Genomic DNA, 24,095 nt, shown 5'->3' on the forward strand with positions numbered 1-24,095 from the left:
TTATGGCCACCTTTTGCTGACGGAGCAGCGCATGAACCCATTCAAAGGTCGGCATTTTCAGCGTGACATCATTCTATGGGCTGTGCGTTGGTACTGCAAATACGGCATCAGCTACCGTGAGCTGCAGGAGATGCTGGCCGAACGCGGTGTGAATGTCGATCACACCACCATTTATCGCTGGGTTCAGCGTTATGCACCTGAAATGGAAAAACGATTGCGCTGGTACTGGCGTAACCCTTCCGATCTTTGTCCGTGGCACATTGACGAAACGTACGTGAAGGTGAATGGCCGCTGGGCTTATCTTTACCGGGCCGTCGACAGCAGGGGCCGCACCGTCGATTTATCTCTCTCCGCGCGTCGTAACAGCAAAGCCGCATACCGGTTCCTGGGTAAAATCCTCAATAACGTGAAGAAGTGGCAGATCCCGCGATTTATCAACACGGATAAAGCGCCCACCTATAGCCGTGCGCTTGCGCTACTCAAACGCGAAGGTCAATGCCCGTCTGACGTTGAACACCGACAGATTAAGTACCGGAATAACGTCATTGAATGCAATCACGGCAAGCTGAAAAGGATAATCGGCGCCATGCTGGGATTTAAATCGATGAAGACGGCCTACGCCACAATCAAGGGTATTGAGGTGATGCGTGCACTGCGCAAAGGACAGGCCTCACGATTTTATTACGGTGATCCCCTGGGCGAGATGCGCCTGGTGAGCAGAGCATTTGAAATTTAAGGCTTTCAACAACACATCAGGCTACTCACCGCGAACTTTGCAACCGTGCCCTTTTCTTTCAGTTTTTTACATTCAACTAATCGTAGTTATTACCCGGCGTAGGATCCCATTTGGCAGCACATTACTAATAATTATCTATACTTTAATTTCCTTTCAGTCATTGTGCAGTGAATTACGAACCTGTCGTGAAGGGAGGTAACGCCCGGTGCTGGTCACCTGGCGTTACCCTGATTAATCATCGTATCTGTGTGCCAGTAAAAGCAGGAGGAAACAATGAATGCTTTTCGCGAACTGAGTGCCGTAGAAACCGAATTGGTGGCCGGCGGTGTTATTGATATTGGTCGGATTTTAGGTGAGCTGCCCCCTACTCTTATTGACCCGGATAACACTATCTTAAACTTGTCTGTTGAGAAGATACTGGACTCTATTTTGTCAGGCGATATATTCCGGCGGCCATCACTCCCTCCGGGCGATAGTAATGACTAAACACCCCGGGTTACCGCCCTTGGTTCTCCCCCTCTCGGGGCAACTACCCGAGGGGAGGGTTACTGAGTCTGGATTTACCCCTGATACCCACCTGAAAAACAAAGTGTCGCCACAGAAGTCACAGTGCCGACATGTGCAAAAGGCACAACGCCTTTGCGACGGTAACAGCATGTATTTTTAGCGACTCTACACATTCAGAGCCCACCGAAAAATGATACCCGGATGCTTTCCCCGCACACGAATGGATTAAGCGCCGACCACCTTTACACCCCTTCAAGGCCCTAGCCGGATAACCCGGTCAGCACTGGCAATCGTCGATGGCCGGTGCGCTATCATCACCCGGGTTACCTTCAGCTCCCGGATGGCGGCATTTATCCGCGCCTCATTCTCCTCATCCAGATGGCTGGTTGCCTCATCCAGAAACAGCACCGCCGGACGGCGGTAAAGTGCCCGGGCAATCAGCAGGCGCTGTTTCTGCCCACCCGACAGGCTGCCGCCCAGCTCGCTGACCAGCGTCTGGTACCCCATCGGCATCCGCAAGATATCGTCATGAATACAGCACAATCGGGCACACTGTTCCATCCAGGCTGTATCCTGCTGGCTGTCTGATGCGCAAATATTCTCTGCCACCGACCCGGCAAACAGGGTATCGTCCTGCAGTACGCAGGCAATACTGGCCCGCCAGTTTTCCGGGGAGGCCGCAATGCTGATGCCGTTTACCTGGACCTCGCCGGCAGACGGCTTCAGCAGCCCCGCCAGAATCTTCATCAGAGTGGTCTTCCCCTGACCGGACGGCCCGGTGATGGCCACGCTCTCGCCGGCGGCAATATCCAGCGCCAGATGGCTGAACAGCGGCGGGGACAGCGGGTCATACTGAAAGGCCAGCCCCTGCGTGCTGAGGGCGGCCGGTTCGCCGGCAGGGACCAGCGGCCTGACCGGGCCAGTGGCGGTGGTTTCCGGCTCTGCCAGCGCGACATCGGCCACGCGGGCTTTATGCAGGGAAAGCATACGCAGCTGCAGTAACATATTCAGCAGGTTTGCCGCCCGTCCGGCAAACTGGGTGCGGTAGGTCATGAAGGCCACAAACATCCCCGGCGTCATTTGTCCGTCAATCACCCGGTCAGCCCCCAGCCACAGGATGAGTATCTGTCCGAGGCTGCCAATCAGCGTGCTGCCACCGCTGAACAGCATTTCATAGCGCGTCCTGCGTACCGTGGCGTTTGCTGTATCAATGTTCAGGTTCATCCAGTGCTGTGAACGTGATGCCGACAGTCCCAGTGCTTTCAGGGTGGCGATGCCGTACAACGTCTCCATAAAATGCGAGCTACTGCGGGCTGATTTGACCAGTTGCTCTTCCGATACCCGGCGGTAAGGGGTATAGGTAGCCAGACGAAAAATACACCACACCAGCGTAATCCCCAGCACCGCCAGGACCAGCCAGCCGCCATACAGCGTCAGCATAATGAGTAATCCCACCGCCATCAGGCCATCGATGATACTGCTGACCACATTTGTGGTCAGGGTAGTTCTCAACGTGTCCAGCGAGATGAACCGGGACTGAATATCCCCCAGACGCCGCTTTTCAAAGTAATCCAGCGGCAGTGACAGCATCCGGTCAAACAGCCGGGCTTTCCACTGGACATCTGTCAGGGTATTCAGCATCAGTGAGGTCTGCGCACGCAGCAAACTGACGGTGGTACTGAACAAGACAGAGAGAAGCAGACCGAGGCATATCAGCGTCAGCAGGCTGATATCGGCAGCCGGGATAACGTGGTCCATGGTCAGCTGCATCCCCACCGGCAGCAACAGCCCTGCCGATTCAATCAATACGGAGAAACAGAACAGTTTCGTCAGGGTGACGCCCAGCCCGCTGATGCGTCCGGTCAGCGACCACAGGGACACTGCCGGCTCTGGGGATGAAACGGTTGCCGCCTCACCGGACGGCCACAGCTCCAGCGCCACGCCGGTGAAATGCAAAGACACCTCGTTCATCCCCATAACCCGTTTTCCGGCGGCGGGGTCATGAATGATGACGGTATTACGGCGCACCCTGACCAGCACCACAAAATGGTTCAGGTCCCAGTGCAGGATACAGGGTGTCTTCAGGTCCTTCAGATTTTCCATATCCAGACGCAGGGCGCGGGATTTCAGCCCGGTGGCAGCCGCGACATGCATTATTGCCCGCAACGTGGCGCCCCGCGATGAAAAACCGGACAGGCGGCGCAGCGCCGGAAGGTCTGCCGGCAGACGGTGACTGCCGGCCACCATCGCCAGACAGGCCAGCCCGCACTCTGCGGCTTCGGTCTGCAAAATCACCGGCACCCGGTGACGCAGTGGCAAGTGCAGGCGGGCCGCCAGCGCGCTCAGGTCATTTCGGGTCATGTACGGGTCCTGCAAGGCTGTTTTTCAGTGAATAGTACGGGGTGAACATCCACTGCCAGAGCGGACGTTTTTCCAGAAACAACGTGGCCTGTGCCTGCATCCCCGCAGTCAGAGGAAGCCGCCGGCCCTGGCGGACCATCCCGTCAGCGTTAATGTTCACCACGGCCTTGAACCAGCCGTCTGCCACCTTCCCGTCAGGCTGACGCGGCGCACTGCCCTGGCCGGCAAGTTCTCCTGGCGGAACCGGCGCAGAGGACACCGTGTCAATGGTGCCGGGAAACTGCCCGTATTTATCGGAAGGATAGGCTGCATAGCGGATATTGACCGGGTCCCCCGGATGCACGAAGGGAATACTGTCTCCCGGCAGCCAGAGCACCAGGCGCCTGACCGGATTTTTCACCGGCACCATCTGCACCAGGCTGTCGCCGCTGCTGACCATCTGGCCCTCTGTCACACTGAGAGACGATATCAGCCCGGCCGAGGGGGCGGTAATCAGGCGAGCCCCCCCGGCGGTTGCTTCTGCCAGCTGGCGTGCCGTGTCCTCCCGGCGAATACGGTACTGCGCAATCTGGCCGTCAAAATCCGCCGCCTTGGTCACCTTGTCACTGCGCAGCGACAGGAGCTGCTGATTCTGCTGCAGACGCTGGGCGTTCAGACTGTGCCAGACACTCTGCTGCTGGTAGTAGAGGTAGCGCTGGTTATTCTGCTGGTCGCTGGTAATCAAACCCCGCAGGCGGTAGTGGTCATAGTTATCCATGTTTTTACGCATCACGCGCATCCCTTCCAGAGCCGATTCCACCATCGTATCGGAGGTGCTGAGCGCCTGCTGCGTCTGCTCCAGCTGTTGCTGCAGGCCATCCAGCGTCGCTTTTTTGTTTTTCTCCAGCTGGGCTATCACCTCATCGGCCTGGCGGAGCTGCCCCTGAAGCAGGGCCAGCGTGGTGGCGGAAAGGTTGCCGTCCGGGGAGACCTGGCTGGTATCCAGCCGGTACAGCGGCGTACCGGACTCCACCACCTGTCCCGTGCTGACCAGAAGGCGGGATACCACGCCCTGCGCCGGAGCGAACAGGTTCACAGTGTGTGGCCAGGTGATGATTTCGCCGCTGACGGTGACGCGGCGGGTGAAGGAGCCGTACAGCAGGAACAGCACCATCCCTGTCATCAACGCTGCGGTGGCAGACAGGGTGACCCACAGGGGCCATCCGGTCATTAGCAGAACCTGACCGTCGTGGTGGGCCTGCTGATGGTCACTGACTTCACGGCGAAAGAGCATGGACACTCCGGTTGTTGCTGATAAATAAGTCATATCAACTGTAGTTACCGAAGTCGAGGGCTGCCAACCGGGACAGAACATCAGGAAGTACCTGGATACCCCCAGTCAACAGCTATCCAGGACAGTCGTGCTGGCGTGAGATTAAACGGAGTTAAAACATTTAACAAGAAAGACGTAGAGTGAAAATAAATAGTATATTTTCCTAAAAAAATCAGAATGCTATTTCTGCTTGTATACCCTCAACATGAAAACTATTCCCCATTGGCTATAATCATACTGATTCGGTTTGTTCCTATCTGTAAACGAAGATGTGTTCAGCGATACGATTGATTATATATATCGTTCAACACAGCTATTATCCATGAGTTAACTAGGGGGAATATGATGATGAATGATATTCGTGAACTGAATACAGAAGAAATTAATGAGGTCTCTGGTGGAGGATTACTCGACTCTGTTCCGATTGTGGGGGATGCAGTTGATGGCGTCCTTGATGGATGGGGTCGTACTATTGATGAAGTAGGAAATTGGTCCCCTGTCCTCAAGCCAGTAACTGAACCGGTTTCTGATTTAGTGGATCTTGTTAAGCAAGTTGTTTAATAAACAAATAATCTGGAACAGATGCACCTGCAGCTGTTCCAGTTAATGGCCTTAGCCTGAAGTATCGGTTTTTTCAGACAAACCAACTTTTCCCCAATAGCCGTGTTAAGTGTTTCATTTTGGTACACCCTATTGCGATAACTTAGCCTGTTCAAAAAACAAGTTTACCGTACAACAATTTCTGATCTCCAAACTGCCCCCCTTTTGTCTGATTTCCCGCTCAGCTTTGCGTTACGACGCCGTGTGCCGGAAAATTTTTGCAAAAGGATATGATTTTGCCTGGCATTGGTTCTTCTTTGGGTTTGTCACGACGGGCGAATTGTCAACTAGGCCCAGTGGGAGCGAAGCTGCAAAATGCGACATCTGACTTTTTTGAACTGGATCTGCGTAAAAATTACTCACCTGTGAAATGGTTGCCATAGCGATGGCCATTGATGATTCAGGGAGTTGGAATGTTGTCACAGGATCAGACGTTTGATGACAGGGACGTGTGGAGTTTGCTTGCTGACGAGCTTTCCCTGCTCCCTGGTATGACCGATACGGGTCGTTTAGGATTTGCCATTCAACTGAAATTCCGACAGGTACAGGGCCATTACCCGGAATCAATAAACGAATTCCCTCCAGGTATTGTGCATGCTATTGCTGAACAGATCGGATGCACTTCTGTATCCCTTGAAAACTACCCTCTTCAGGGGCGGCAGGCCCAGCGGCACCGACAAAATATTCGTCGCTATTTGGGCGTCAGACTCCCCAACAAAACCGATATAGCGCAGCTCACCGCCTGGTTAACCGAATTTATCCTCCCGTTAAATCCGCAGGCTGTACACGGCAGTGAACTTGTTACTGACTGGTGTCAGGCGCAGCAGATTGAGCGTCCAGCAGCCGATCACCTGGAGCGGATTATTCGTTCAGCCGTACACCAGTTCGAAACAGAACAGCAAAACATCATATTTACCCGACTTTCACTCGACAGTAAGGTGGCCATCAACCATTTACTGTCGGCCGAAGAACCTGGCACTGCCAGAGTGGTCGGAGTCACATTGAGCGGCCTCAAAGCTGACCCGGGAAGACCCAGTCTGGAAAACGTCCTCTCCGTCATCTCTCAGCTAAAATGTCTTGATTGCGTTGCGCTACAGTCGAATATTTTTCAGGGAATATCCCCTAAATTCATCGTGCAGTTTCAACAACGGTGTTCCAGTGAGTCAATCAGGGAGCTTCGTCGCCACCCTTCGGCGATCCGTTACAGTATGGTGGCCATGTTTTGCTGGCGTCGCTGGCAACAGCTGACCGATGCGTTGATTGAAATGTTGATGGTGCTGATCCATAACCTCGGCACACGGGCAGAAAAAAAGGTCGATAAAAAGCAGTTTGCGGCGTTTAAAAAAGTCCGGGGTAAGGCGCGTCTGCTGTTCCGTATGGCCGAGGCTACCGTTGACCAGCCGGACGGCGTCATAAAGGAGGTTGTCTATCCTGTTGTCTCACAGAAAATGCTGCAAAATTTGGTCGATGAATTCAAAACACTGGGAGTAGATACCGAGCAGGAAGTACAGGAATCCATGCGTTCTTCTTACGGTAGCCACTATCGCCGGATGTTGATGCCGGTGCTGGATCGGCTTGAGTTTCAGTCTGGCAATGCCCTGCATCGACCTGTTATTGATGCCATTCAGATTATTAAGGCAAACAGAGCCAGCAATCAGCATTTCTATGCGGTGGGTGATGTGCCTGTTGACGGTATTATTCAGAAAAAATGGCGGGATATTGTCATCATCCAGGGCAAATCCGGTGAAGAACGGATCAATCGTATCAATTATGAAATTTGTGTTTTACGGGCTTTACGTAAAAGTCTGCGTAACAAAGAAATTTGGGTAACAGGCGCAGACCGTTATCGTGATCCGGCAGAGGATCTCCCGGCCGACTTTGCCACTAATCGGGCCTATTATTATTCCCTGCTACAGGCTCCCAGTGATGCGACAACCTTTATTACTCAAATCAAAGACAGGATGCGCCACTGGCTCGGTACGCTAAATAATGGGCTGCCAGATAATCCCAAACTTCGCATCAGGGAACAGGGAAAAAATCGTATCCACCTGACGCCGCTGGGTAAACAGATTGAGCCACCCAACACAGCGGCGCTGAAACAGGAGATTGGCCTGCGCTGGGCTGATCTGGAGTTGATAGACATCCTCAAGGAGGTGGATTTACGGGAACATTTCTCGTCGTTATTTCGTACATCTGCCAGTCGGGAAGTTCTTGAACCTGAGGTATTGCAACGTCGCCTGTTGTTATGTCTGTTTGGCCTCGGTACCAATGTAGGACTGAAACGCATCGCCAGTCAGCAACCTCGCGTCAATTATGATGAATTGCGTTACGTTAAACGGCGATTTATTCAAAAAGATGCTTTGCGCTCAGCGATTTCACATATCGTGAACGGTATTTTCCGTATTCGCCAGTCTGCCATCTGGGGGAATGCGACAACATCCTGTGCCGCAGACTCCCGGAAGTTTGGTGCCTATGATCAGAATATGATGACAGAATGGCATGCCCGCTATGGCGGGCGTGGCGTAATGATTTACTGGCATGTGGATACACACTCAACATGTATTTATTCGCAATTGCGTCGCTGTTCCTCATCGGAGGTGGCCGCCATGATGGAGGGCGTGCTGCGTCACTGTACCGACATGGAAATCAACCACCAGTATGTGGACAGCCATGGGCAAAGTGAGGTGGCCTTTGCGTTCAGTGATGTGCTGGGGTTCGATTTACTGCCCCGTCTGAAAGCGATCGCCCGACAGAAACTGTATGTGTGTGAAAAAGAAGATGCACCGTTGTACCCGCACCTGACCCCGGTTTTAACCCGTGGGATCGACTGGGAGCTGATTGCACAACAGTATGACGAGATAATCAAATATACAGCGGCACTGAAAACAGGAACGGCCGAACCCGAGGCAATATTGAGGCGATTCACCCGCAATAACATCCAGCACCCAACCTATAAGGCATTAGCGGAGTTGGGCAAAGCGATTAAGACCATCTTCCTCTGCCGGTATTTGCAGGATGAGTCGCTGCGTTGTGAAATTAATGCGGGTCTCAACGTCGTGGAAAACTGGAACAGCGCCAATGATTTTATTTTTTATGGCGAGCACGGTGAATTTACCAGCAACCGGACAGCGGATCAGGAAATATCGATGCTGTCATTGCATCTGTTGCAAATCAGTCTGGTCTACATCAATACGTTGTTGATCCAGAATGTGCTGTCGGAACCGGTCTGGCAGCAGCGAATGACCGAAGAAGACTGGCGTGGTTTGACTCCATTGATATATCACCATGTTAATCCGTATGGCCGTATCGAGCTGAACATGGATCAACGACTGGCGCTGGCAGCCTGATAATGTCCGGAACCGTTCGGTTTCGTACACTGGATCTCAACACTGTCCGAAAGTAAGTGAAATTTGTTTCGGACATGCATTATAATCCGTACATCCTTTTCGGACGGAAATTTCATTATGTCACGCGTTTTTGCTTACTGTCGCGTCTCCACTCTGGAACAGAACACGGAAAACCAGCGCAGAGAAATTGAAGCAGCTGGTTTTGCCGTCAAATCCCAGCGTCTGATCGAGGAGCACATCAGTGGCTCCGTTGCTGCCAGCGAGCGACCGGGATTTACCCGTCTGTTCGACAGAATGGAAAATGGCGATGTGCTGATTGTCACCAAACTGGATCGTCTTGGACGAAATGCTATGGACGTCAGAAAAACGGTGGAACAGCTGGCTGCATCAGATATTCGGGTTCATTGCCTGGCACTGGGCGGCGTGGATCTCACCAGCCCGGCAGGGAAAATGACCATGCAGGTGATTTCTGCCGTAGCGGAATTTGAGAAGGATCTGCTAATCGAGCGCACACACGCTGGTATTGCACGGGCCAGGGCATCAGGGAAACGCTTCGGACGCCCCTCTGTGCTGAATGATGAACAGAAGAAATCGGTCCTAGAACGGCTCAGCATGGGGATAACTGTGAGTGACGTGGCCCGTGAATTCAATACTACCCGACAAACTATTCTGAGAGTAAAAGCCTCCACTACCCTCGTAATTTAGAATAAAATCACATTGGAGAATATTTAATTGTCAATTAAAAATGTAGTTATCAAATCTCTGAATTTTAATGCTCGAAAAGCTCTAATACTATCACATGGGGGATATACTCCGCGCCGAGATTTTATAAGGCATGGTTCTGGAGTAATTTATGTACCTAATGGTGTAACTTTATATTTTAATAGTGAGGAAAACAGACCATCAATAGGCACAAAAGTATTTCACTTACTGCAAGGGTATCCTTTGCCCCCTGTGGAAATTAAGCTGCCAGGTGACTTAATTAATAACTATTCTTTACAATACAATGAAATATTCAGAAATTTGAATCCAACGGCTGAATATGATCTTATTACTATCTCTCTAGGGGGAAGGCTCACATGAGTGATGTTTTTAGGGCTATTCAGTTGAAAAATAAAAGATATGAGATTATTCACAGTGTCGCATGCAGGATAAACAAGCTGACTTATAATTTCTAATTTATTGCAATGGATTTCAACTCAAAAAAACAGTATTACAGACTGTTATATAAATATTTTTGCATTGTGATAAAAATGAGTCCTCCATCATTTTTGGAGGCATTATTTAATATATACAGTATCAGAGGGGGGCTACTCAGCCCCCCACTAAATGTCGCTTTTTGTAGCTTCGCTTCCACTAGGCCAATATGATTTTCCCGCCAGCGCGTCCGAACCGTGCGTGAATCTGAACAGTAAAACCTTTCCTGCAGGTTCGATAATCAAAAGTCTGGATGCCGGCCGCGATCGCATAGCTTTTCCGCCTATAGCCACTGTATTTACATTGTGATGAACGGACATGTTTTTACCTGATGCGACGAAATCACCCTGCTTTTTGATCGCGCTGCGTAGGAACCGGCTAAAACGTCCTTTATTTAACATAATTTCGTGACGTCGTCACAACATCTCGGCGGCCGCCCGGCTCTGTTCATGGCAGCCGCCTACCTCAATCCCCGCTTACCGATGCAATGCCATTCCCTTGATGGCCTTATCTACCGCCTTTTTGGGGCCATGGATTGCCAGGCCGACCAGGTCCAGATTGTCCGGCCGTTCGGCAAGGAACACCTGCCGATTGGCTTCATCATGCCCGGTTGAAAACATGGCGTGCACATAAGGAATGAGCGTCAGCTCGCGTTCCAGCCCCTTGCGATGCGCGCCCTGCAGCTTGGCCAGATCCGCCTCGAAGATCAGCATGGGCTGGCCGGAAATGCTGCCGTACTGGCGCCCCAGCGAATCCACATAGCGTTCGCCAATGATTTCAGGCGCTGCGGCCGCAATGCCGGTGGCGAGAAACGCCACCACGTTCAATCTTTGCCAGGCCGGCAGATCATCACGCACGATAAAGGCAATTTTGGTATCGAACATCTTGTATCACTCTCCGTCATACTTAAAACAGCATGTTCGGAGATCGCGCGCCGATCGGTATAGAACGTTTGTGCACTGGCGCTGATAGGCCGCCGGTGACAGCCGGTAGGCGCGTTGGAACCAACGCCCCAGGTGGCTTTGGTCGGCAAACCCCACCTGCAGCGCGGCCACGGCGGGCTCAGTCCCCTGAGCCAGCAGCAAACGCGCGGCGCGCAGGCGCAGGCGCACCAGATAAGCATGCGGCGATTGCCCAAAAGCCTGCTTGAACTGCCGGCTGAGACGGAATCGATCGATGCCCGAGTAACGCGAAAGCGCCTCCAGCCCGATATCATCGGCCATCCGCTCGTGCAGGTAATCCCTGACCAGATTCATTTGAACGAGGGAATCGTTCCGTTGAGACGCTGGCCGCAGATGAATATGGCGCGCCAAAAGCGTCATCAGGTGGTCCAGACCCTGATCGCGCGCCAGGCGGCCTTCCCGGTGATGAACGGCAAAAAAAGCCTGCTGTATCGCCGTGCTCAGCAAGGGATCGTCGGCGAGCGTGTTGCGAAAAGCCGCTTCGATCGCAGAGATATCGCCCAGGCCGCGGCGCTGCATGAGGTCTGATACCCAGGCCTGCGGCAGATAGAGCATCGCATAGGTAAAGCCCTCGGCCTCGGGCGCGTGGCCGTCATGCACCGCGCCGGGCTCGATGAGAATGGCTCGGCCGGGGCGGCTGGTGTGCAACGCGCGATGGCAATTGAAGCGTTGCAAGCCTTGCTGCGTTACGCCTACCAGGAGCTCGTCGTGATCGTGCGGATCGTAAGCGTGGCCGCGAAAATGCGCGTGTACGCTTTCGATGCCGGTTTCATCATCGCGCTGGAGCCTGACCCAGTCTCTGCCCCCCGCCGTCTTCATTAGACAACTCCCCAGCCGAATCAATGTGAATAGCGAATAAGGTTATTTTATGTCCGCGTAAGTTAAATTTAAACGCTAAATGTTTAACATCCGGTGCTAAAAAATCGTCGCAAATTGTTCAAACCCGCGAAAGTGAACAATGCTTTAAAGGCTGCAATCCTTTAAAAATCATTTTCATGGAGATACCTGAATGACGACGCAAGCAACAGCACGGCACTCAGCATTCGCGCTAGCGGTTTATGAATGGCTGAATCCGCTGCCTTATGGATTTTTTACGGCGGCGATGATTTTCGACATCATCTATGCCTGCAATGCGGAGATCCTCTGGGTACAGGCCGCCAGCTGGCTGATCGCTATCGGCCTGGTCCTGGCCATTATCCCGCGCCTGATAAATCTGGTTCAGGTATGGGTTGGCGCATCCCGGCCGCCATCCTCGCCGGTAAAGCTCCATTTCTGGCTGAATTTGCTGGCTATCGCGCTCGCCATCGTCAACGCCTTCGTGCATAGCCGGGACGCCTACGCCGTTGTACCGCAAGGCGTTGTTCTGTCGGTAATCGTTGTCGTTTTACTGAGCATCGCCAACATACTGCTGGCCGTCGGCGCGCGCGCAAAATAAGGAGATTCCACATGAAAATAACCACCATGGCGATCGCCATCTCAGCCACCTTGATGCTGGCCGGCTGCGACAATAAAGCGGCTATCGATCCTGAGCGGCAGATAGGGCCGGATCCCGAGTTGCCTGCGGCGCAGAACTTTTTAATGCCGCCCATGCAGGTGCCAAAAGGCGTAGGCTGGCAGGCGGATCAAATGCCCAAGGTCGCCGCAGACCTGAAAATTGAAAAAGTGGCGGACGGCCTGCTGCACCCGCGCCAGCTGCTGACCCTGCCCAACGGCGACATCCTGGTGGTGGAGTCCAACGGGCCCGGCACCGAGGCCGTCACTACGCCCAAACAGCTGATTGGCGGGCTGGTCAAAGGCCAATCCGGCAAGGGCGGCAAAGGCGGCAATCGCATTACCCTGCTGCGGCAAACCGCCGAGGGGCAATGGGAAAAACACCCTTTTCTGCAGCACCTTAACTCTCCGTTCGGCGTGCAGCTGGTCGGCAATACGCTGTACGTCGCCAATACCGACAACATCATGCAATATCCTTATCAGTCAGGGGAAACGCAGATTACCGATCCCGGCAAAGTGCTGGCGGACCTGCCGGGCACCATCAACCACCATTGGACCAAGGCATTGCTGGCCAGCCCGGACGGTAAAAAGTTGTATGTCGGCGTCGGCTCCAACAGCAACATTACCGAAAACGGTCTGGCGGTTGAGTATCGCCGCGCGGCGGTGCTGGAAGTCGATACCGCCTCAGGCGCCAGCCGCATTTTCGCCAGCGGGTTGCGTAACCCTACCGGGCTGCAGTGGGAGCCGCGGACCGGCAAGCTGTGGGCCATCGTCAATGAACGCGACGAGATTGGCGCCGACCTGGTGCCCGATTATCTCACCTCGGTGCAGGACGGCGGCTTCTATGGCTGGCCTTACAGCTATTTCGGGCAGCATATCGATCATCGCGTGAAACCGCAGCGCCCGGATCTGGTGGAGAAAGCCATCAAGCCGGACTATGCCATCAGCTCGCACGTGGCGCCGCTTGGCCTGCTGTTCTATACCGGCGAAAACTTGCCGGCCGGCTATCGTGGCGGCGCCTTTATCAGTGAGCATGGCAGCTGGGATCGTTCGCCGCTGAGCGGTTATCGGGTGGCCTACGTCGCTTTTGAGCAAGGCAAGCCGGTCGGCACCCCCAGGCCGGTGGTGACGGGCTTTGTCTCTGACGATGAAAAAGAGCTGCGCGGCGCCCCGGTCGGGCTGGCAATCGACAAATCAGGCGCGCTGTTGGTGGCGGACGACGTCGGCAACAGCGTCTGGCGCGTCAGCGCAAAATAAGCCGCTGCGGGCGTTGCCCAAGGGCAACGCCCTTTATTTAATCAGTGACATCGTCACCTGTGTGGTTCGGTGAGCCAGGCTTCCAATCGCATGATGGTTGCCGCTTTCGGGCTGGCCGGGTTCCACACCAGATAATAGGTCAGGTTTCCACAGTCCCATTGATTTTCGTCCATCGCCATCAGCGTGCCGGCGTTGAGCTCATCCTCGACCAGCACTCGCTGCGCCAGTGCGATGCCTTGCCCTGCCAGCGCAGCCTGATAGGCTAACGCCGAGCTTTCCATGTCGCGCCGCCGGGTCAACGTCGCCATGTCCACACCGTAGGCTTCGCACCACCGTCGCCAGTCATCCGGGCGACCGCGCACCATCAGCAGCGTCTGTTGCGCCAGATCCGCCAACGCCAGCCTCGCCCCGCCCGCCTCCGTAGGGCGGAAAACCGGCACCAACAGGTTTTTGACTAACGCCGCGGCGCGATTCGGTGGCCAGTCGCCCTCACCCAGTCGAATTGCCGCGTCGCAGTCTACCCCGTCGTCCCACTCGGACGCCGTCGTCAACCGCACGTCAATATCAGGATTGGCCAGCTGGAAGTTAGACAGCCTGGGGATAAGCCAGCGAGTGGCAAAGGTGGTGAAGGAATGCAGCCGAATCACCGCGCGGCCGGCATTGCGATAAAGCTGTTGCCCGGCGCGGCGCAGGCCGGCGAAATGCTCACTGATTTGCTGGAAATAGACGCTGCCGGGCGGGGTCAGCACCAGGCCGCGCCCATGCCGCTGAAAAAGCGCGGTGCCGAAATGCGCTTCCAGCAGGCGAATTTGCCGGCTTACCGCGCCAGGCGTCACCGACATGCCCTCGGCGGCGGCTCGTACGCTGCCCGTTCTGGCCACGTACTCAAAGGCTAGCAATGCATTTAACGGCGGGAGATCGCGCATCAGCGTTGACCATTTAGTTTTTCTCAACAATCGGGTGATTTTAATCGATTGTGGCTAAAAAGCTAACGCCGCATTATCGGTGGCGTCAACCTGCTGAGGAATCACGCCTAATGATTGAAGTCATCAACCCTGCCGACGGTAGCATCGTCGGCCAAGCCCCGTTTATGAATAACGAACAAGTGGCGGCGGCCATTACCCGTACCTGCGACGCATTTCCGGCCTGGGCGGCTAAAACCGCAAAACAACGCAGCGATCTGTTGCGCGGTTGGTACGAGCTGGTCCGTGCGGACCGGCAAATTTTCGCCGAAATCATGGTGAAAGAGAACGGCAAATGCTTGAGCGAAGCCCTGGGGGAGATCGAGTATGGACTGGGCTTTATCGAATGGTATGCCGAGGAAGCCAAGCGCCTGAACGGAGATATTCTGCCCTCCCACGATCCCGATGCTTCGGTGCTGGTGATGAAAGAACCGGTGGGCCCCACGGCCGCCATCACGCCGTGGAACTTTCCGTTCATGATGATCACGCGCAAAATCGCTACCGCGCTGGCGGCTGGTTGCACCATGATCATCAAGCCGGCGGAGGAAACCCCGTTAACCGCCTACAAACTGCTGGAATACGCCCGGCGCGCGGGCATTCCGCCAGGGGTTTTTGAGATGGTGACCGGCGATGCCAACGCCATCGGCGAAGCCTTTACCCAGGATCCGCGCATACACAAAATCTCATTTACCGGCTCAACCCGCGTTGGCAAACTGCTGGCGCAAGCCTGCGGCGCCACGCTGAAAACCATGACCCTGGATCTGGGCGGCAACGCGCCGTTTATTGTTTTCGACGACAGTCCGATCGAAGAAGCGGTCGCCGCTCTGGTCAGCGCCAAATTGCGCAACTCGGGCCAGGTGTGCATTTCACCTAATCGCATTTTCATTCAGGATGGCATTTACGAACGGTTCCTCGATCAACTGGCTGCCGCAGTGGCCAAAATTCGCGTTGATCAGGGGATGCAACAGGAGTTTGTCGTCGGCCCGCTCATCAACCGGGCGGCACTGGATAAAGTCGTTTCATTGGTCGATGATGCGGTCGGGAAAGGCGCCACGGTGCGGCTGGGCGGAAAGCCGCACGAGAAAGGTGGCCTGTTCTACCCGCCAACCATACTCTGCGGTCTGGACGAGACGTTTGCCGTGCATAACACCGAGATTTTCGGGCCGGTGTTCGCGATTTACCGCTTCAGCGACGAGGAGGAGGCCATCCGCAATGCCAACAATAGCGAATATGGCCTGGTGGCCTACGCCTGGACACGCGATCTCGGCCGGGCGTTCCGCCTGTCGAAACGGCTGGCGGCCGGAATGGTGATACTGAACTCCGGTTCGGTCGGCAGCGCCTCGGTGCCGTTTGGCGGCATCAAGCATTCCGGCTATGGTCGCGAAGGCGGCCACTATGGCATCGAAGAATATGTGCATGTGAAATACGTGCTGATGGCGGGCCAAAACCGCTAATCTCTGCCGGGAGAGCGTCAATGTGCCGCTCTCCCGCTTATTTTTCCGGGCATATTTTATGCCGGAAAAATTAATCGGCTCATTATTCAGACAACATAAAAATATATTAATCTACACGCCGTTGACCCGGCATAAAATGTTTTAACATTTGCAGCATAAACCAGTACAATTACCTACCCTATGTTAACCCTGTATTTAGGTTAAATGTGTCGTTAATTCAGACCAATGCATCGCGAAGCCTGGCGCCCGCCTGGTTAGGGATCTTTGCTATTCTGATGCTGTTCATCGCTCCGGTGGTCTCGCGATCCCTGGAGCATGCCCGCGTCGGCAGCGCTGAAACGACCGTCATGGCGGATTGCGGCATGGAAATGCCGATGCACCATCAGCCGGTGCCGCCGCAGGCGCACGCTGGCGCCGGCAGCCACACCATGGCGATGATGATGGACGACAGCGCCTGCGGCTACTGCGTGCTGCTGATCCACGCGCCGCTGCTGGATTTGAGCGGCGCGCCGCTGTTCTGGTCCGGGTCGCTCACCTCCCGCCCGCCGCCGATATACGCCCTATTCCCTTTATTTGCCCACGTCATTCATACCGAATTACAGCCCCGCGCCCCGCCCGCGTCTTTCCCGCTGATTTAAAAATAGCCGTACCGTCGCCCTATTATTTCCGTTGAAGGTTTCAACCGGGCCGATTTAATTCGCCTGAATAAAATAGCGTCGCACGCCCTATTCTTAAGGTTATTCCAGTCAGCGAATTGGATTGACCCCGTATTTACGGTGGCGTTTATCGCCAGGCCGCCCCGTGCCTGAATTATTTACCGCCACCGACGGAAACCGTTTTTACATTAAGGAAAGATGATGTCCACACTCGCTGCAGATTATAAAAAGAACGCCGTAAGCCGCTCCATCGCCGCCGCCATGCCGCTATTTTTGTTGGCGGCCTTCCAGGGCCAGGCCGCTCAACCGCCTCGGCACGACGGCGCCGCCAAAACCAATGACGACGAGGTCATCACCGTCAGCGCGCCGCTCTACTCCCCGCTGACCATCGTCACCTCGCCGAAAACCCCGCGGCAGCCGGTGCCGGCCAGCGACGGCGCCGACTACCTGAAAACCGTCCCGGGATTTGCCCAGATCCGCAACGGCGGCACCAACGGCGATCCGGTGTTTCGCGGCATGTTCGGCTCCCGGTTGAAAATCCTCACCGACGGATCAGAGATGCTGGGCGCCTGTCCCGCCAGGATGGATGCGCCCACCTCCTACATTTCGCCGGAAAGCTACGACCTGCTGACCATCACCAAAGGGCCGCAAACGGTGCTGTGGGGGCCGGGATCTTCGGCCGGCACGGTGCGCTTCGAGCGTGAACGCCCGCGCTTCGATAAACCCGGCGTCAAGGCCAACGCCAGCGTGCTGACCGGCTCCAACGGCCGCTGGGACGAAAATATCGACGCCAGCCTCGGCGCCGAGCAAGGCTACCTGCGGCTGATGGCCAATAAATCGCGCTCCGACGACTACCGGGATGGCGATCACGCCCGGGTTCCCTCGCGCTGGGATAAATGGAACGGCGATCTGGCGCTGGGCTGGACGCCCGACAACGATACCCTGCTGGAGGTGACCATGGGCCGCGGCAACGGTGAAGCGCGTTATGCGGGCCGCAGCATGGAAGGCTCGCAGTTCAAACGCGAAAGCCTGGGCATGCGCGTTGAGAAATCCAACCTCGGGCAGGTGTTCGACAAGCTGGAGGCGCAGGTCTATTACCACCATGCCAATCACATCATGGACAACACCAGCCTGCGCTCTCCGGGGCATGGCGGCATGAGCGGCCATCATGGCATGGGCATGGCTTCCGGCATGACGATGCAGCTGGATCGGCGCACCGTCGGCGGCCGCGTGATGGGCACCTGGCAATGGCAGGCGGTAAAACTGGAAAGCGGCGTGGATAGCCAAACCAATACCCATCGCAGCATGAGCCGCGGTGCCTGGCAAAAAGACGCCCAGTTCAACTACTACGGCGTCTTTGGCGAGCTGAGCTGGGCGGCCGGCGAACGGAGCAAAGTGATCGGCGGCGCGCGCCTCGATCGCAGCCTGGCGGAGAACTTCACCAACGGCAAGGACGCGGAGCGTTCCGATACCCTGCCCGGCGGGTTTATGCGCGTCGAACATACCCTGGCGGCGCTGCCGCTGATGCTGTACGCGGGCGTCGGCTATACCGAGCGTTTCCCCGACTACTGGGAGCTGTTCTCGCCCACCTTTGGGCCGAACGGCAGCCGGGATCCGTTCTCCAGCGTCAAGAGCGAGAAAACCACCCAGCTGGACGTCGGCGCGCAATACAGCGGCAAGCGCCTTAACGGCTGGATCTCGGGCTATGTCGGCCGAGTCGAGGATTTTATTTTGTTCAAATACGATCCGCGCAACGCGCGCATCAGCCAGGCCGACAACGTGAACGCCAATATCATGGGCGCGGAGCTGGGCCTGGGTTATCAGTTGAGCGAACGCTGGAAAACCGACGCCAGCCTGGCCTATGCCTGGGGCAAAAATACCGCCGATGGCCGGCCGCTGCCGCAGATCCCGCCGCTGGAGGCGCGCCTGGGGCTGACCTACGAGCGCGGCGACTGGAGCGGCACCGGCCTGTGGCGGCTGGTCAGCAGCCAGCATCGCGTCGCGATCAACGAGGGCAACGTGGTGGGCAAAGACTTTGCCGCCAGCCCGGGCTTCGGCGTGCTGTCCGCGAACCTGGCTTATAAGGTGAACAAAAACGTCAAGCTGAGCACCGGTCTGGACAACATCCTGAACAAAACCTACAGCGAGCACCTGAATCTGGCGGGCAACAGCGCCTTCGGCTATTCGGCCAATACTTCGGTTAACGAACCGGGCCGCACCCTGTGGGCCAAGCTGAACGTCAGCTTCTGAGCGAAACCGGGCGAGGGTTCGCTCTCGCCCGGCCAGCAAAGGTTGCGCATATTTTCACCATCGGCTATCTATAGGGCTAACGCCAATCGCTGGAGAAGGTCCTATGTCTCGTCTTACCGCAAAAGATTTTCACCCGGAATTGCTCGAGTACTACGACTACTACGCGCATGGCAAAATCACCAAGCGTGAATTCCTCGAGCTGGCGGCCAAGTACGCCGTCGGCGGCCTGACGGCGATGGCGCTGCTCAGCCTGATCGGGCCAAACTACGCGCTGGCTCAGCAGGTTGAATTTACCGATCCGGATATTAAGGCGGAATATATTACCTATCCATCGCCTAACGGCCATGGTTCGGTGCGCGGTTATTGGGTCCGTCCGGCCAAGGCGGCCGGTAAAGTGGCGGCCGTGGTGGTGGTCCATGAAAATCGCGGCCTGAATCCTTATATCGAAGACGTCGCGCGGCGCGTGGCCAAGGCGGGCTATATCGCCCTGGCGCCCGACGGTTTGAGTTCGGTCGGCGGCTATCCGGGCAACGACGACCAAGGCCGCGAACTGCAGCAGCGGCTGGATCCCGCCAGGCTGATGAATGACTTTTTCGCCGCCGTGGAGTTCCTGATGCAGCATCCCCATACCACCGGCAAAGTGGGCATCACCGGCTTTTGCTATGGCGGCGGCGTGGCCAATGCCGCCGCCGTCGCCTATCCGGAGCTGGCGGCGGCGGTGCCGTTTTATGGCCGCCAACCGCGGGCCGACGAAGTGCCGCGCATCAGGGCGCCGCTGCTGCTTCACTATGCGGAACTGGATGCCCGCATCAATGAGGGATGGCCGGCCTACGAAGCGGCGCTCAAGGCGGGCGGCAAAAGGTATCAGGCCTATATGTACCCCGGCGTGAATCACGGCTTTCACAACGACTCCACCCCGCGCTATGACCGGGCGGCGGCCGATTTGGCCTGGCAACGCACGCTGGATTGGTTCCAGCGCTATCTCAGCTGAGCCGGCCGATATGCGATTAGGATCTTAAGATATGTTTTTTAAGTTTTTCCCATCCGGGCCGGCGGCGATTACTATCAGCCTCAGAGTAATTAATGACCGGAGGGAATATGCAAAGTATCCATCGTTTTTGGGCCCTGCTCAGCGACCTGCTGATCGAGAAGGCCGACGAGGTTGCCCCGCAGGCTGCCGAAAGCGCAGATTATGACGATGCGCTGCCGCCGCGAATTGAACGTTCCATCCAGCTGGCCGATCGCTTTCTGTTCATGTAATACCCCGCTTTTCCCCTATTCCGCAGAGATAAAAACCCGGCATTGCGCATGCCGGGCGGTTTATCAGAAATCGACGTTAACTCCCAACTGGAAGCTGCGGCCCGGCTGCGTGGCCAATTGCTTATTAGCGGGTGTTGGCGATGAAATTTTGTACGCCGATTACTACCGGGAGAACATCAGCGGTACAATACTTGACCGCCCGGAACAGGGACGCTTACTGATGGACAGCCATCGCAATGATATTTTAATCGAGCGAGCACATATACTGAGTAAATATCGGGGCAAGCAAGCTAACGGTGAACGACATCAGAAAGTAATGTATTTACCTGCAGGTAAAAATTGAATATCCGTGAAACGGCAGAAGCTACGGGCTACAGTGTTTCTCAGGCTTGTCGCACCCGGGCTCTGTATAAGGATGCTGAGTCTGCTTAAAAAGCATGCTTAGCGTACAATAATTTCCGTTCGCCAAGCTTACACCTTTGAAATATAATATTTTTGCATAGGGTAGCTATCTTTATCCTCCCTACATTTGCAACAGTGCCCATTAACTACTATCTTTATGGGAAGATGAAAATACAATTACCTTAGTTCACTATTTTACCAAGTTTTTCATAGAGTAATAAATTTTATTAAATCCAGAGTAATATTTATTGATTGGGATAATTTCGTGTAGAACTATTTTTATTCACCCTTGAGTAGTGAGGTAGTATGAGTGTTGAACTGAACCGCCCATCAAATTTTATTGGTAAGCAACAACAGACATCTCATGATTTTGATGAGAAAACTTTTGATGCTCATGCCGACTTTTATGAAAAAATGTTCTCTGCACCCTATCGAAAATACTTGGAAATCCCGACGATTGGTGCTTTGCTGGGCGATCTTACAGGGCTGAACGTGCTAGATTTTGGCTGTGGACCAGGATTTATTTCTCGTTGGTTACAGGGCAGAGGTGCCAGGAAGATCGTGGGGTACGATGTTTCAGAGGGAATGTTGAGCTATGCTAAACGCTTAGAACAAAAACACCCCCAAGGGATATCCTATGTCGCAACATTAGATAATAACCTTAAGGAACAATTTGATGTCGTCTTAGCTATCTATGTAATGCCTTATGCGCCGGATAAAGAAAAATTACTGAAAATGAGTGAAACGATGGCTTGGCTTTTAAAACCCGGTGGACGTCTTATTACTTTACCAATACACCCTAAATTCAACCCAGATCCAGAATATTACCGCCCCTACGGTTTTCGCCTGATAGAAAAAGAGAAACGAACAGATGGCAGCTTGGTTAATCTGCACATTTGTCAGCCTCCCTATGACGTCAATATTAAAGCGCATTATTGGTCCGAAGAAACACTAATATCGACACTGCGTAAAGCCGGGTTTCACTCTATTTCCTGGCGACAATTACAGCCTCCTCAACCTGAGCAAGAGCACGGTGTTTCGCTTGATGGTTATCTGCATTCCCCACATGCGGCGATCGTTGAAGGGATCAAAAATGACAAGGACTACACATCTGTTTCCCAACAGAGTAGAGGCTAATTATGTCGAAGGCAGAAAGAAGTCTCTCTTTGCTACAGAATGCGCGTTTTTTCACGCTTGCCAGCCGTTCGCTAGCCGGGGAGGTCTGGGCATCAACGGTTAACTATGTTCCGGTCTTTTCGCCTGTCCGAATTCTTTGGTGTTCGATGCGTACTGCCAGGCATTCTGAAAATATTCGACAGCATGAACTAGTGAGCGGCTCAGTATTTCGTACTGACTTGCAGGGGGTATCTCCACTTGGTTTAGATGGCGCTCAATTTACCGGCCTTTGCCGTGAAATCCCCGAGCACGAAAGTGCCGAAGCGCACCATTATTTCGGCCTCAATAACTTCCCCGATGAAACCTTACGCGCAGCATGGATGCCGCCTTTGGATGAATTTATCGGGAAAGGTGCCCGCCGATTTTATGAATTGAAGATTTCCGAGTGGTGGCTGTTAGATATTGATCATTGGTTGGAGAGCCGGCAAGACCGGAGAATAGCGGTTGATCTAAACACATTAATCAACTCGCGAAGCTCTAGCTAATTCCCAAGTATTAAAATCACCCCAAAATAAATCCTAGTAACCACTAAATGTGCAATGAGTTGCTTTTGTGATGACGGGGATAAAACGCAGAGGAGTCGCTATTAATGAATAAACTCTTTGCTTTTACAGAACGTCAAGATATTAAAGGCGTTGATAACCTGGAGTTGATGAAGCTCTTTCTACAGCAAGTTGAGCATTATCCCAATCGACCGGCTGTTATAACAACGGAACGAACTCTCAGTTATATTGAACTTGCTGAACAGGCGCAGTCACTCGCCGGCCATTTACTGCAAATGGGAGTGAAAAATGAAATGCCAGTGGCCATTTTGATGAAATCAGGCATTGAACAGGTCATCTGCCAGGTTGCTATTCTATTGTCTGGAGGGAGCTGTGTGCCTCTCAACGTGGCTTCACCTGACAATCGCCTGAATTTCATGCTCCAAGAGGCAAAGGTCATATTTACCCTTACCGACTCAGCCTTGGCTGGACGTGCATTATCAACTCGTTATGTCCTGCTCGACGCCTATCCGCGTCAAAATGTTCTTTCTACCGATTTACCGGGGATAAAGGCAGGTTTGAACCACCGGGCTTATATCATGTTTACTTCCGGCACAACTGGTACGCCCAAGGCTGTTGAGGTTGAGTACCGAGGCATACTACGCTTGGTGGTCAATGCGGATTATCTTCCTATTTCGACTCTGGATCGTCTTGGCAGCATTTCTGCTCCGGATTTTGATGCCATTCTTCTTGAGGTTTGGGGGGCACTCCTTAATGGTGCCGCTACTGTTATTATTGATAGAGAAGTGCTGCTCGATCCAGAAGCGTTAAAGTCCTGTTTTATTGATTATGCCGTTAGCTCCATTTTAGTTACGCCATCATTATTCAATTTCATTACTACCCTCTGCCCTGACACCTTCCGTACCCTGAGCTATCTGATGATTGGCGGAGAAGCATTTAATATTCGTACTCTGAGATCACTGCCCCTGGAAGCGTGGCCTAAAAATATCTATAACGTTTATGGCCCGACGGAAAACACCACCTACACACTGTATTACCCAATAGGGTTGGACGACCTAACGGCAGAAAGCATGCCTCTAGGAAAACCAATTAATAAAACGGAGGTTTTCATACTTGATGATCAGTTGCAGTTGGCCGATGTCGGTGTCTTAGGCGAAATATATGTAGGTGGTGATGGAGTGGCTCGTGGATACTTAAATCGTCCCGAATTAACAGCAGAGAAATTTATCACCATTAAAATTAGCGGAGAGGATGAGCTCAAGCGCTTATACAAAACGGGTGATTTGGGCTGGAAACGGGCCGATGGTGTCTTTATGTATTCGGGGCGAGTGGATAACCAGATCAAATTACAGGGTTATCGTATAGAAGCGGAGGAAGTGGAAACTCAATTGCTAAAAACCGGATTGCTGTTGGAAGCCATTGTCTGTGCGGTTAAAAAAGAAGGCGATGAAGGTTACCTGCTTGCTTTTGTTGTTCCACAAGACCCATCTACTTTCAACAGCAAGCAGCTGCTCGGTGAACTTAAGCAATGCTTACCACCCTATATGTTACCGCGCATCCATATGGTTGGTGCCATCCCGTGGAATCCGAATGGGAAGGCCGATCGTCCTAAACTCCTCGAATTGTATAAGCAACAACGCTCTTCCGGAAAGATTTGAAATA

Annotated in this window: 21 protein-coding genes and 2 pseudogenes; 17 read left to right on the forward strand and 6 right to left on the reverse strand. The window is 53.9% G+C overall.

Annotated features, from left to right (window positions below):
* The first annotated feature begins 31 nt into the window (after positions 1-31).
* Together D7I37_RS20305 and D7I37_RS20310 are read left to right on the forward strand one after the other, a co-directional pair.
* Positions 32-736 carry an IS6 family transposase gene (locus D7I37_RS20305; RefSeq protein WP_129544240.1) on the forward strand — a complete coding sequence of 235 codons (705 nt, stop codon included), beginning with the start codon at positions 32-34 and terminating at the stop codon, positions 734-736.
* A 273-nt stretch (positions 737-1,009) separates the two neighbouring features.
* Positions 1,010-1,222 (forward strand): hypothetical protein, encoded by a 213-nt coding sequence (locus D7I37_RS20310; protein ID WP_129544241.1) that lies wholly within the window; start codon positions 1,010-1,012, stop codon positions 1,220-1,222.
* Between the two features lie 273 nt (positions 1,223-1,495).
* On the opposite strand, the gene D7I37_RS20315 is transcribed toward D7I37_RS20310, so the two are convergent.
* Both D7I37_RS20315 and D7I37_RS20320 read right to left on the reverse strand, forming a co-directional pair.
* Positions 1,496-3,604: a peptidase domain-containing ABC transporter gene (locus D7I37_RS20315; RefSeq protein ID WP_129544802.1), complete on the reverse strand. Its 2,109-nt coding sequence runs from the start codon at positions 3,602-3,604 to the stop codon at positions 1,496-1,498.
* Complete coding sequence (locus D7I37_RS20320) at positions 3,591-4,877, reverse strand: HlyD family secretion protein (protein ID WP_129544242.1); 1,287 nt, start codon at positions 4,875-4,877, stop codon at positions 3,591-3,593. The genes D7I37_RS20315 and D7I37_RS20320 overlap by 14 nt, the downstream gene beginning before the upstream one ends.
* 381 nt (positions 4,878-5,258) lie before the next feature.
* Here D7I37_RS20320 and D7I37_RS20325 point away from each other — a divergent pair, with 381 nt between their 5' ends.
* The 4 genes from D7I37_RS20325 to D7I37_RS27735 all read left to right on the forward strand — a co-directional run bounded on the left by D7I37_RS20325 (position 5,259) and on the right by D7I37_RS27735 (position 9,946).
* The gene (locus tag D7I37_RS20325) at positions 5,259-5,477 is read left to right on the forward strand and encodes a hypothetical protein (protein WP_129544243.1); all 219 of its coding nucleotides are present in this window, start codon (positions 5,259-5,261) and stop codon (positions 5,475-5,477) included.
* Between the two features lie 434 nt (positions 5,478-5,911).
* Positions 5,912-8,863 (forward strand): Tn3 family transposase, encoded by a 2,952-nt coding sequence (locus tag D7I37_RS20330; protein WP_129544244.1) that lies wholly within the window; start codon positions 5,912-5,914, stop codon positions 8,861-8,863.
* 117 nt (positions 8,864-8,980) lie between these two features.
* Positions 8,981-9,568 (forward strand): recombinase family protein, encoded by a 588-nt coding sequence (locus D7I37_RS20335; RefSeq protein ID WP_129544245.1) that lies wholly within the window; start codon positions 8,981-8,983, stop codon positions 9,566-9,568.
* Positions 9,569-9,595: 27 nt separating this feature from the next.
* Positions 9,596-9,946 (forward strand): putative adhesin, encoded by a 351-nt coding sequence (locus D7I37_RS27735; RefSeq protein ID WP_371415234.1) that lies wholly within the window; start codon positions 9,596-9,598, stop codon positions 9,944-9,946.
* 278 nt (positions 9,947-10,224) lie between these two features.
* Here D7I37_RS27735 and D7I37_RS27450 read toward each other — a convergent pair.
* The 3 genes and pseudogenes from D7I37_RS27450 to D7I37_RS20350 form a co-directional block, all read right to left on the reverse strand.
* Positions 10,225-10,332: pseudogene (locus D7I37_RS27450) on the reverse strand (DNA mismatch repair protein MutT); the annotation flags it as partial.
* Between the two features lie 204 nt (positions 10,333-10,536).
* Positions 10,537-10,944 carry a DUF2000 domain-containing protein gene (locus D7I37_RS20345; protein ID WP_061795286.1) on the reverse strand — a complete coding sequence of 136 codons (408 nt, stop codon included), beginning with the start codon at positions 10,942-10,944 and terminating at the stop codon, positions 10,537-10,539.
* 6 nt (positions 10,945-10,950) lie between these two features.
* Complete coding sequence (locus D7I37_RS20350; protein WP_061795285.1) at positions 10,951-11,841, reverse strand: AraC family transcriptional regulator; 891 nt, start codon at positions 11,839-11,841, stop codon at positions 10,951-10,953.
* A gap of 190 nt (positions 11,842-12,031) precedes the next feature.
* Here D7I37_RS20350 and D7I37_RS20355 point away from each other — a divergent pair, with 190 nt between their 5' ends.
* Positions 12,032-12,457: a DUF2231 domain-containing protein gene (locus D7I37_RS20355; protein ID WP_061795284.1), complete on the forward strand. Its 426-nt coding sequence runs from the start codon at positions 12,032-12,034 to the stop codon at positions 12,455-12,457.
* A gap of 11 nt (positions 12,458-12,468) precedes the next feature.
* On the forward strand, positions 12,469-13,770 hold the full coding sequence (locus tag D7I37_RS20360; RefSeq protein WP_083950336.1) for a sorbosone dehydrogenase family protein: 1,302 nt from the start codon (positions 12,469-12,471) through the stop codon (positions 13,768-13,770).
* A gap of 53 nt (positions 13,771-13,823) precedes the next feature.
* Here D7I37_RS20360 and D7I37_RS20365 read toward each other — a convergent pair whose 3' ends face one another.
* On the reverse strand, positions 13,824-14,696 hold the full coding sequence (locus D7I37_RS20365) for a LysR substrate-binding domain-containing protein (protein ID WP_061795283.1): 873 nt from the start codon (positions 14,694-14,696) through the stop codon (positions 13,824-13,826).
* Positions 14,697-14,806: 110 nt separating this feature from the next.
* Here D7I37_RS20365 and D7I37_RS20370 point away from each other — a divergent pair, with 110 nt between their 5' ends.
* The 9 genes and pseudogenes from D7I37_RS20370 (at position 14,807) to D7I37_RS20405 (ending at position 24,091) form a co-directional block, all read left to right on the forward strand.
* Positions 14,807-16,186, forward strand: a complete 1,380-nt coding sequence (locus D7I37_RS20370; protein ID WP_129544246.1) for an NAD-dependent succinate-semialdehyde dehydrogenase — start codon at positions 14,807-14,809, stop codon at positions 16,184-16,186.
* A gap of 206 nt (positions 16,187-16,392) precedes the next feature.
* Complete coding sequence (locus D7I37_RS20375; protein ID WP_129544247.1) at positions 16,393-16,824, forward strand: DUF2946 domain-containing protein; 432 nt, start codon at positions 16,393-16,395, stop codon at positions 16,822-16,824.
* A 216-nt stretch (positions 16,825-17,040) separates the two neighbouring features.
* The gene (locus tag D7I37_RS20380; RefSeq protein ID WP_129544248.1) at positions 17,041-19,092 is read left to right on the forward strand and encodes a TonB-dependent copper receptor; all 2,052 of its coding nucleotides are present in this window, start codon (positions 17,041-17,043) and stop codon (positions 19,090-19,092) included.
* A gap of 103 nt (positions 19,093-19,195) precedes the next feature.
* Positions 19,196-20,083: a YghX family hydrolase gene (gene yghX / locus D7I37_RS20385; RefSeq protein ID WP_061795281.1), complete on the forward strand. Its 888-nt coding sequence runs from the start codon at positions 19,196-19,198 to the stop codon at positions 20,081-20,083.
* Positions 20,084-20,190: 107 nt separating this feature from the next.
* Positions 20,191-20,352 carry a hypothetical protein gene (locus D7I37_RS27090; RefSeq protein ID WP_165283114.1) on the forward strand — a complete coding sequence of 54 codons (162 nt, stop codon included), beginning with the start codon at positions 20,191-20,193 and terminating at the stop codon, positions 20,350-20,352.
* A 154-nt stretch (positions 20,353-20,506) separates the two neighbouring features.
* Positions 20,507-20,784, forward strand: a pseudogene (locus D7I37_RS20390) (hypothetical protein); the annotation flags it as partial.
* 276 nt (positions 20,785-21,060) lie between these two features.
* Complete coding sequence (locus D7I37_RS20395; RefSeq protein WP_129544249.1) at positions 21,061-21,891, forward strand: class I SAM-dependent methyltransferase; 831 nt, start codon at positions 21,061-21,063, stop codon at positions 21,889-21,891.
* Between the two features lie 2 nt (positions 21,892-21,893).
* A complete protein-coding gene (locus D7I37_RS20400) occupies positions 21,894-22,415 on the forward strand; it encodes a pyridoxamine 5'-phosphate oxidase family protein (RefSeq protein ID WP_129544250.1) in 522 nt (173 codons plus the stop codon).
* A 104-nt stretch (positions 22,416-22,519) separates the two neighbouring features.
* Entirely contained in the window at positions 22,520-24,091 is a 1,572-nt protein-coding gene (locus tag D7I37_RS20405; protein WP_129544251.1) for an amino acid adenylation domain-containing protein, read from the forward strand.
* The last annotated feature ends 4 nt before the right edge of the window (positions 24,092-24,095 follow it).

The sequence above is a fragment of the Serratia sp. 1D1416 genome, from assembly GCF_003641105.1.
Lineage (GTDB): Bacteria > Pseudomonadota > Gammaproteobacteria > Enterobacterales > Enterobacteriaceae > Serratia > Serratia ficaria.

Bases quoted from the DNA above. Each gene is read 5' to 3' on its own strand.
- D7I37_RS20305 (WP_129544240.1), top strand. From the start codon at position 32: ATGAACCCATTCAAAGGTCGGCATTTTCAGCGTGACATCATTCTATGG.
- D7I37_RS20310 (WP_129544241.1), top strand. From the start codon at position 1,010: ATGAATGCTTTTCGCGAACTGAGTGCCGTAGAAACCGAATTGGTGGCC.
- D7I37_RS20315 (WP_129544802.1), bottom strand. From the start codon at position 3,604: ATGACCCGAAATGACCTGAGCGCGCTGGCGGCCCGCCTGCACTTGCCA.
- D7I37_RS20320 (WP_129544242.1), bottom strand. From the start codon at position 4,877: ATGCTCTTTCGCCGTGAAGTCAGTGACCATCAGCAGGCCCACCACGAC.
- D7I37_RS20325 (WP_129544243.1), top strand. From the start codon at position 5,259: ATGATGATGAATGATATTCGTGAACTGAATACAGAAGAAATTAATGAG.
- D7I37_RS20330 (WP_129544244.1), top strand. From the start codon at position 5,912: ATGATTCAGGGAGTTGGAATGTTGTCACAGGATCAGACGTTTGATGAC.
- D7I37_RS20335 (WP_129544245.1), top strand. From the start codon at position 8,981: ATGTCACGCGTTTTTGCTTACTGTCGCGTCTCCACTCTGGAACAGAAC.
- D7I37_RS20345 (WP_061795286.1), bottom strand. From the start codon at position 10,944: ATGTTCGATACCAAAATTGCCTTTATCGTGCGTGATGATCTGCCGGCC.
- D7I37_RS20350 (WP_061795285.1), bottom strand. From the start codon at position 11,841: ATGAAGACGGCGGGGGGCAGAGACTGGGTCAGGCTCCAGCGCGATGAT.
- D7I37_RS20355 (WP_061795284.1), top strand. From the start codon at position 12,032: ATGACGACGCAAGCAACAGCACGGCACTCAGCATTCGCGCTAGCGGTT.
- D7I37_RS20360 (WP_083950336.1), top strand. From the start codon at position 12,469: ATGAAAATAACCACCATGGCGATCGCCATCTCAGCCACCTTGATGCTG.
- D7I37_RS20365 (WP_061795283.1), bottom strand. From the start codon at position 14,696: ATGCGCGATCTCCCGCCGTTAAATGCATTGCTAGCCTTTGAGTACGTG.
- D7I37_RS20370 (WP_129544246.1), top strand. From the start codon at position 14,807: ATGATTGAAGTCATCAACCCTGCCGACGGTAGCATCGTCGGCCAAGCC.
- D7I37_RS20380 (WP_129544248.1), top strand. From the start codon at position 17,041: ATGATGTCCACACTCGCTGCAGATTATAAAAAGAACGCCGTAAGCCGC.
- yghX (WP_061795281.1), top strand. From the start codon at position 19,196: ATGTCTCGTCTTACCGCAAAAGATTTTCACCCGGAATTGCTCGAGTAC.
- D7I37_RS27090 (WP_165283114.1), top strand. From the start codon at position 20,191: ATGCAAAGTATCCATCGTTTTTGGGCCCTGCTCAGCGACCTGCTGATC.
- D7I37_RS20395 (WP_129544249.1), top strand. From the start codon at position 21,061: ATGAGTGTTGAACTGAACCGCCCATCAAATTTTATTGGTAAGCAACAA.
- D7I37_RS20400 (WP_129544250.1), top strand. From the start codon at position 21,894: ATGTCGAAGGCAGAAAGAAGTCTCTCTTTGCTACAGAATGCGCGTTTT.
- D7I37_RS20405 (WP_129544251.1), top strand. From the start codon at position 22,520: ATGAATAAACTCTTTGCTTTTACAGAACGTCAAGATATTAAAGGCGTT.